Source organism: Pseudomonas sp. 30_B, assembly GCF_017491605.1.
Classification (GTDB): Bacteria; Pseudomonadota; Gammaproteobacteria; order Pseudomonadales; family Pseudomonadaceae; genus Pseudomonas.
Window position 1 is genome coordinate 1 of record NZ_JAFGYY010000094.1, and the last position, 636, is coordinate 636.

The 636-nt window shown below is 67.1% G+C and carries 1 protein-coding gene; it reads right to left on the bottom strand.

Features of this window, described 5'->3' with window-relative positions:
- A partial coding sequence (locus J5M67_RS30005) for a serine hydroxymethyltransferase (protein WP_207888537.1) occupies positions 1-636 on the bottom strand: 636 nt, incomplete at both ends.

Genomic DNA, 636 nt, shown 5'->3' on the forward strand with positions numbered 1-636 from the left:
AGTTGAGCTTCTTCTCGATCTCTTCGTTGGACTTGGCCAGGATCAGGCCGCCACGCGGACCGCGCAGGGTCTTGTGGGTGGTGGTGGTGACCACGTCGGCGTAGGGCAGCGGGTTCGGGTACAGGCCTGCGGCGACCAGGCCGGCAACGTGGGCCATGTCGACGAACAGCAGCGCCCCGACCTTGTCGGCGATGGCGCGGAAGCGCGGGAAGTCGAGGGTCTTGGAGTAGGCGGAGAAGCCGGCGACGATCATCTTCGGCTTGTGCTCCACGGCCAGGCGCTCGACTTCGTCGTAGTCGATCAGCCCGGTGGCGGTGTCCAGGCCGTACTGCACGGCGTTGTACAGCTTGCCGGAGGAGGAGACCTTGGCGCCGTGGGTCAGGTGGCCGCCGTGGGCCAGGCTCATGCCCAGGATGGTGTCGCCCGCGTTGAGCAGCGCCAGGTAGACGGCGGCGTTGGCCGAGGAGCCGGAGTGCGGCTGGACGTTGGCGTAGTCGGCACCGAACAGCTGCTTGGCGCGGTCGATGGCCAGCTGCTCGACTTTATCCACGTGCTCGCAGCCACCGTAGTAGCGCTTGCCCGGATAGCCTTCGGCGTACTTGTTGGTCAGCCCGCTGCCCTGGGCCTGCATGACGC